The 7,256-nt window shown below is 66.4% G+C and carries 9 protein-coding genes; 3 read left to right on the forward strand and 6 right to left on the reverse strand.

Annotated elements, in window-relative coordinates; all coding sequences use genetic code 11:
- Nucleotides 1–23 precede the first annotated feature (23 nt).
- From ACTICP_RS04600 to ACTICP_RS04625, 6 genes are all read right to left on the reverse strand, one after another.
- Nucleotides 24–437, reverse strand: a complete 414-nt coding sequence (locus ACTICP_RS04600; protein WP_441889967.1) for a PIN domain-containing protein — start codon at nucleotides 435–437, stop codon at nucleotides 24–26.
- On the reverse strand, nucleotides 434–703 hold the full coding sequence (locus ACTICP_RS04605) for an AbrB/MazE/SpoVT family DNA-binding domain-containing protein (protein WP_441889969.1): 270 nt from the start codon (nucleotides 701–703) through the stop codon (nucleotides 434–436). Before ACTICP_RS04605 ends, ACTICP_RS04600 begins: the two co-directional genes overlap by 4 nt.
- A 111-nt stretch (nucleotides 704–814) precedes the next feature.
- Complete coding sequence (locus tag ACTICP_RS04610; RefSeq protein ID WP_441889971.1) at nucleotides 815–1,777, reverse strand: hypothetical protein; 963 nt, start codon at nucleotides 1,775–1,777, stop codon at nucleotides 815–817.
- A gap of 215 nt (nucleotides 1,778–1,992) precedes the next feature.
- Nucleotides 1,993–2,667 carry a response regulator gene (locus tag ACTICP_RS04615; RefSeq protein ID WP_441889973.1) on the reverse strand — a complete coding sequence of 225 codons (675 nt, stop codon included), beginning with the start codon at nucleotides 2,665–2,667 and terminating at the stop codon, nucleotides 1,993–1,995.
- On the reverse strand, nucleotides 2,664–3,926 hold the full coding sequence (locus tag ACTICP_RS04620; protein ID WP_441889975.1) for a sensor histidine kinase: 1,263 nt from the start codon (nucleotides 3,924–3,926) through the stop codon (nucleotides 2,664–2,666). The genes ACTICP_RS04615 and ACTICP_RS04620 overlap by 4 nt, the downstream gene beginning before the upstream one ends.
- A gap of 282 nt (nucleotides 3,927–4,208) precedes the next feature.
- Nucleotides 4,209–5,054 (reverse strand): exodeoxyribonuclease III, encoded by an 846-nt coding sequence (locus tag ACTICP_RS04625; RefSeq protein WP_441889977.1) that lies wholly within the window; start codon nucleotides 5,052–5,054, stop codon nucleotides 4,209–4,211.
- Nucleotides 5,055–5,092: 38 nt separating this feature from the next.
- On the opposite strand from ACTICP_RS04625, the gene ACTICP_RS04630 reads away from it, so the two are divergent.
- From ACTICP_RS04630 to ACTICP_RS04640, 3 genes are all read left to right on the forward strand, one after another.
- On the forward strand, nucleotides 5,093–5,908 hold the full coding sequence (locus ACTICP_RS04630; RefSeq protein ID WP_441889979.1) for an HAD family hydrolase: 816 nt from the start codon (nucleotides 5,093–5,095) through the stop codon (nucleotides 5,906–5,908).
- Nucleotides 5,901–6,914, forward strand: coding sequence for a phosphate/phosphite/phosphonate ABC transporter substrate-binding protein (gene phnD, locus ACTICP_RS04635; RefSeq protein ID WP_441889981.1), 1,014 nt, complete (start codon nucleotides 5,901–5,903; stop codon nucleotides 6,912–6,914). The genes ACTICP_RS04630 and phnD overlap by 8 nt, the downstream gene beginning before the upstream one ends.
- Before the next feature lie 40 nt (nucleotides 6,915–6,954).
- The coding region (locus ACTICP_RS04640) for an ATP-binding cassette domain-containing protein (protein ID WP_441889983.1) at nucleotides 6,955–7,256 on the forward strand (302 nt) is incomplete at its 3' end.

Here is a 7,256-nt window from a genome sequence, read left to right on the forward strand (position 1 = left end):
GGACGGCTTCGTCGTGCTCGGTCTCAACTCTCCAGCAGCGTCCAGCCCAGCGTTTCGGCGGCCTTCCGGTCGAAGGTGACGGTCGTGCTCGCACCGAACTGCTGAGCGGCCTGGTGAATGAGAGCATCAGCGAAGTCGGCGCCCTCTTCGGCGAAGTGGAGAGCCAGCATCGCTCCCTCGCCGTCCTCGAACTCCAGAGTTCGGCTCTCGAGGAGGCCGCGGATCACCGCGAGCGATTCACCTTTGCTGTAGCGAAAACTGCGGGCGAGCGTCCAATAGACCTCGACGAGCGTCACCTGAGTGATGAATCCGGGAGCGCTCTCGGTCAACGACAGCAGCAATCTCTCCGCTGCTGCATGCTGGGCCTCGTCATCGCGCGTCAGGTACCTGAGCAGGACATTCGTGTCGATCCCGGTGAGCTGGTCGACGAGCATCATCGCGACGGCGTCATGCCGTGCATGCCGCTTGCAGCACCGCCCTCTGCGATCGCATCGTTGACCTCTTCGATCGTCATCGATGCACGGTTCGGGTCGTAGAGAATGCCGGACAGGTCTGCAAGGGATCGGGTGCGGGCCGAAAGGGAGTAGCTGCCATCAGGTAATCGCACGAACGTGACTCTCGATCCGGCCTCGAGGCGCAACTCTTCTCGTACCTCCTTGGGGACGGTGATCTGCCCCTTGCTCGTCATCGTTGCGGTCGGCATGATGAACCTCCTTTCCTGCGAGAATATCTCCCGGCGGAGAAAATCGAAAGAGTAAGGAAATGGTCAAAGCTGCTTCCGCACGGCTCAAGCCGGGGCATCCGTCATCCCACCTCAATCAGTGAGCTCAGCGTTTCCGGTGGCTTCGATCTGCGGGACTGCGTCTGCCTCGGCGGCGAGAACAGCTGCGGCGAGACGGGCGGGCAGCCGGATGGGCAGCATCTCCAATCGGGTTCCATCCGGCAGTGTCAACTCGGCCGCAAGGATCGCATTGCGGCCGATCAGTGTGCCGGAAAACGTCACCGGTGGTCTGGCTTCGAACGGCCTCGACAGGATATGCGTCAGTCGATCGGTCGCATAGGAGACATCAGACGGCGTGAAAGTCTGTGTCAGTGGTCCCACCCAGGATCCGACGGTGCGTCCCGTATGCGTCTCGTCTGATCCGAAGTGATGCCACAGCTGGAGAAGCAGGTTGTACAGCCACTCCTGTGCGGCCGTATTGGGCATCGCGATGAGGCGCCAGGAGTCTTCGCCGGTCGAATACGTGGAGAACAGCCCGTCACCCATGAGGTTCGCACGTGTCGTCTCGTTGACCGTGAGATCTGCTTGGGTGGTTCCGTGCACGCGTCCCTTTGTGAGCGCCCCGCCGAATCCGATTCCTCGACGATTGACGACACCGATACCGACCGTCGTGCCGAAGAGGCTCATGCGAGTCTGCAGTGCACCGGTGATGGATCCCAGCGTCTGCTGGTCGAAGTGTCGTTCGACCTCCAACGGGATGGCGTCAGTGATGCGGTGATCCCAGGAACCGTCCGCGTTCTCGGCGGTGTCGACGGCGTACATCGCCGATCGCGGTTCGGTAGACAGCGCCGCTAGACGATCGCCCATCGCATGGGCGAGCACGGCGTCCCTGCGATTGAACTTCGTGGACTTGACCTCACCAACGACCCCGATGATGAGGAGGATGATCGCAACGATCAGCAGAACACCGACGAAGACCTGCGTAAGCAGAAAGGCCCCGAACTCGTTCGGCTGCGCGCCGGGAGCTGGTTGCAGAGCCGCCCGCGCGACGGGCATCATTCCGATTGTCGCGAAGACCCATCCAGTTGCGAACAGAATTCCCCAGGCGAGTGAGCCACGGTGCCGTTTCGCCTTTGCCGCCGCTGAATACTTTGAACCGCGCTTCGACATATGCCCCCTGAAAGTTGTTCTGCAACGATAGCGGTCGGCTGGGACATGGCCACGAATCGAGTGCTACGAACAGTGCCCGGACAGAATCTGCGCGGAGCCCGCTACGCCAATCCCCCGCGCAGCGCCAGCACCACGGCCTGCACGCGATCGCGCGCGCCGAGCTTCTGCAGAATTCGTGACACGTGCGTCTTCACGGTCGCCTCGCCGATGAAGAGCTTCGCGGCGATCTCCGCGTTGCTCATCGCCTCCGCCATCAGCGCCAGCACTTCGCTCTCGCGTTCCGTGAACGGGTCGGCGAGCTCGACCGGAGCGGATGCCGCGGCCGCACTCTCCGCGCCAGGCACCTTCGCCGCGTACCGCTGGACGACACGCCGAGTCACCTCCGGTGCCAGCATCCCGTCGCCGGCGGCGAGTACGCGGACCGCGGCGACGAGATCCTCCGGACCGCTGTTCTTGAGCAGAAAGCCACTGGCGCCAGCATCCAAGGCGTTGAACAGGTAGTCGTCGCGGTCGAAGGTCGTGACGATCGCGATCGCGGCGCGCACGTCGGGGTCGGCGACGATCCGCCGCGTCGCCTCGATGCCGTCCATGTCGGGCATCTGCACGTCCATGCTGATCACGTCGGGCTTCAGCACGGATGTCTGTGCCACCGCCTCGGCGCCCGTCGATGCCTCGCCGACCACGGTGATGTCGGGCTGGGTGTCGAGGATCGTCCGGAACCCGGCGCGCAGGACCGCGTGGTCATCGACGAGGAGGACGCGGATCGGAGCGGTCATGCGGGGGCTCCCACGAGATCTGGTGAATCGACGAGCGGAATCTGGGCACGCACCCGCCAGCCGCCCTGCTCGCGCGGCGCGGACTCGATCGTCCCCCCAGAGGCGAGCGCACGCTCACGCATCCCGAGCTGCCCCATGCCTGGGCGCGGTGCGAGCACACGCCGGCCGGTGTTCACCACTTCGAGCTCGACGTCGTCGTCCGTGTAACGCAGGCGCACGTCGGCCGTGGCGGCCGTGCCGGCGTGACGACGGGCATTCGTGAGCGACTCCTGGGCGATGCGGTAGAGGTTCACCTGTACGACGGAGGGTACCGGCCGTTCCTCGCCCACGACGGAGAACTCGGTGGGAAGACCCGCGGCGTTCGACGCGTCGACGAGCGCCGCGATGTCGACGAGCTCGACGGTGGACGCGGCCTCCTCGATCTCGCCGTCCGGTGAGCGCAGCGTCTCGAGCAGGTGATGCAGCTCGCTGATCGCGGTGCGCGCGGATGCCTCGATGCCGCCGAGCATGTCCTTCGAGCGCGCCGGATCCTGATCGATCACCATTCGTGCCGCGCCCGCCTGCACGCCCATGACCGACACGTGGTGGGCGACGACGTCATGCAGCTCACGGGCGATGCGCACCCGCTCCAGGGCGACGGCCTGCGCCGCGGTCACCTCGCGCTCGTGTTCGAGATCGGCGGTGCGCTGCTCGAGCGCCTGGCGCTGCATGGCGGACTTCCAGGCGTGCTCGCCGAAGAAGTACGCGCCCGCGAAGTACAGCACGTTGATGAGCAGGTTCAGCAGCATGTAGGCGAGGTACGGCGACATCGCGCCCGCGATGACGTCCTCCTCGCGGGAGGTGTCGATGGCATCGCGGTACATCGTGAACAGCAGCCAGACGAACATGCCGGTGATGATCGCGGCACGCACGACGAACGCCGCGCGACGGTTGGCCATCCAGGCGCCAACGGTATAGAGCGCGATGAACACGGCGATGTTGCCGGCGTAGACCTCGGGGATGCGGAGGGAGACGCCGATGAAATACGCGACGGACACGATGATGAGGACCGGCGCCGGCCAGACCCGGCGGAACGCCAACGGTGCGGACACGACCGCGAGGTAGATCAGTGCCTGCCAGAGCGGTGCTTGCTCGTCGCCGTAGATCTGCGAGATCGCCGACAGCGCGGCGCTGATGATTCCGGTGAGGAACACGACGACGGCTAGCAGCGCGTCGGCCTGACGCTGACGCGGCGTGAGCGCGCGAGAGGATGCGGACATGACTCAACGGTACGGGGGAGCGGATGCCGTGGCATCCGCCCTGCGACGGATTCGGGTGAGGGCGGATGGACGTTTCGACTCCTCGCTGCGCTCGTCGCTCAACGCGTTTCGTCTCGCTCCACTCGCTCAACGGCCCGCGTGTGGCAGCCGTCGGGCGTTGAGCGGAGGCAGGAACCCGGGCGTTGAGCGGAGTCGCCGGAGGCGACGAAGGCGAAACGGGCTGAGCGAGCGCAGCGAGTCGAAGCCTTCACAGCAGCGAGTCGAAGCCCTAACCCCAGCCGCTCACGCGAAGATCATCGGCATATCGCCGTCGTCGTCGGCGCCGCCGAAGTCGAGGTCGACGACCACCGGCACGTGATCGCTGGGCTGCTCGCCCTTGCGCTCATTGCGATGAATGGATGCTGCGGTGACGGCATCCGCCAGCGCCCGCGAACCGAGGACGAAGTCGATGCGGACCCCCTCGTTGCGGGGGAACTTCAGGCGCTGGTAGTCCCAGTACGTGAAGCCCTCGGGGATCAGCGGACGCACGACGTCGGTGACCCCGGCATCCTGGAACGCGAAGAATGCGGCGCGCTCCTCCGGCGACACATGCGTGGAGACGCCTTCGACGATGTCGGGGTCGCCGTTGTCGGAGTCGAACGGAATGATGTTGAAGTCGCCGACCAGGGCGAGCGGAAGGTCGGGCTTCGCCTGCAGCTCGGCGGCCGTCGCCTTGCGCAGTTCGTCGAGCCAGTGCAGCTTGTACGCGTAGTGCGGGTCGTCGAGCGACCGGCCGTTGGGCACGTACAGACTCCACACCTTGACGCCGTCGATCATCGCGCCCAGTGCGCGGGCCTCGAGCGGAGCATCCGGCCCCTCATGGCCCTTCGCGAAGCCCGGCATCCCGGCGAATGAAGTCTCGACATCGGTGATCGGCAGGCGGCTGGCGATGGCGACGCCGTTCCACTGATTCAGGCCGTGCGCCTCGACCTGGTACCCGGCCGCCTCGAACGGCTCATACGGGAACTGCTCGGGCTTGCACTTGATCTCCTGCAGCGCGAGCACGTCGATGTCTTCGCGTACGGCGAAGTCGACAGTGCGGGTGACGCGGGTGCGAATCGAGTTGATGTTCCAGGTGGCCAAACGCATGCATCCAGCCTACGGGCGAGGTCGGACACGGAGTTCACGTGACGTTCACGCTCTGTGGTCAGATCGTCCACATCCAGGTGCAACTGTGGACGCATCGTCCGACCGTGGCCGATGACCCCGAAGAACCGAGCAGGAGAGCAGTGACCGCGACCATCATCTTCGACTTCGATGGGACCATCGCGCTGGGCGCCGGTCCCCTCGAGGCCTTCGCTCGGGCCATCGCCTCCGCCGCCGGTGACGCCGCCTTCACGGACCGCGCCATGGCCGCCGTCTCCGCGTTCGAGCGCGGCGAGAGCGAAGCGCGCGACGGGTATGACGTGATCAGCACTCTCGCCGGTGAGCAGGGCGTGACAGTCGATGCCCTCGAAGCCGCCTACCAGTCGTCGCGGGCGCTGCTCGGATCTGAGAAAGCGGCGATCGCCCCGCCCACGGGTCTCGCCGTCTTCCTCGCGACGGTCCGCACGCACGCACGCGTCGTCCTCGCGACGAACGCGCCCGGTGCCGGCATTCGCCCGGTGCTCGAGGGCTGGCACGTCGCGGATCTGTTCGACGAGCTGCACTTCACCGTCGGCAAACCGGATGGGCTCGTTCCCATCGTCAGCGCGGCCGTCATCGACGGCCCGGTGCTCTCCGTCGGCGACATCTTCGCGTTCGACCTCGCCCCCGCGGCCGACCTCGGAGCGACGACCGCGCTCGTCGGCGCCACCGCCGAACGATCCCCGGCCGCTGTCACGATGCGCGGACGCACCATCGCCGACCTGTACGGCGACATCGAAGCCTGGGCCGCCGATGCGGCATCCAGTAGTACCCCCACCGGCACCACCCTCACCGAAAGGCACGATCCGCATGCGTAAGTCCCTGCTCACCACGGGCATCGCCGCAGTCGCCGTACTCACCCTCGCCGGCTGCGCCAGCAGCTCCTCCGAGGGCGACACGGGCGGCGAAGCGACCGAATGGCCCTCGTCCATCACCCTGTCGCTCGTTCCTTCGGTCGAGGGCGAAGACCTCGCCCAGGCTCTCGACCCGCTCACCGCCTACCTGTCCGAGAACCTCGACATCGAGGTGGAAGGCGTCGTCGCATCCGACTACGCGGCCACCGTCGAAGCGCTCGGCACCGACCAGGCGCAGGTCATCATCACCGACGCCGGTTCGCTCTACAACGCCACCGAGCGCTACGACGCCGAACTGATCCTGCGCGATGTGCGCTTCGGCGCCACCTCGTACGCCGCCGTCGCCTACACGAACAACCCCGACAAGTACTGCGACGACGAGCCGGTCATGTCGACGTATGCCGCCAGCGGCATCGAACTGTCTTCGTGCAACGGCATCGAGGAGGACGGCGGCGAATCCACCGGCTCGGGTCCCGCGGCGGTCGAGGCGCTCGGTGAGATCACCGACGGCACGAAGGTCGCCCTGCAGGCCGCGACCTCGCCCGCCGGCTACCAGTACCCGGTCGTCGCGATGCGCGACCAGGGCGTCGATACGGATGCCGGCATCACCCAGGTGCCCGTCGAGGGCAACAACAACGCCGTCCTCGCCGTCTACAACGGCGACGCCGAGGTCAGCTTCGGTTACTGGGACGCGCGTACGACGGTCGCCGAGGAGGCACCGGACATCGCCGAGAAGGTCGTCGCGTTCGCCTACACGGAGATGATTCCCAACGGCGGCGTCGCGGTGAACCCGTCGCTGCCCGACGACCTCGTGGCCGAGCTGACGCAGCTGCTCGACGACTACGCCGACTCCTCTGAGGAAGCAGCATCGGTCATGTTCGACCTCGTCGGTCTGTCGGACTGGACGAGCGAAACCGCTGAAGAGGAGATCGACCGCTACGGCGAGATCCTCGGCGAGTTCTCGAACTGACGACCCACACCTGATTCACCACAGATGAGAGATCCGCTGCATGCACGCTGATGCGCTCCGCGCGGAGGCCGGGGCACCACTCCCGGCCTCCGCGTCGTGGTCGATCCGTCTGGACGACGTGTCGGTCACCTATCCCAACGGCACCCGTGCCCTCAGCGGCGTCTCGCTCGACATCGCGGCGGGCGAGATGGTGTCCGTCGTCGGCCTGTCCGGTTCGGGCAAGTCGACGCTCATCCGCACGATCAACGGGCTCGTCCCCGCGACATCGGGCACGGTGACGGTCGGCCCGCACACCGTGACCGGCATGCGCGGTCGGATGCTGCGCGAGCTGCGCGGTCACAT

It is taken from the genome of Microbacterium sp. (genome assembly GCF_052102115.1).
Lineage (GTDB): Bacteria > Actinomycetota > Actinomycetes > Actinomycetales > Microbacteriaceae > Microbacterium.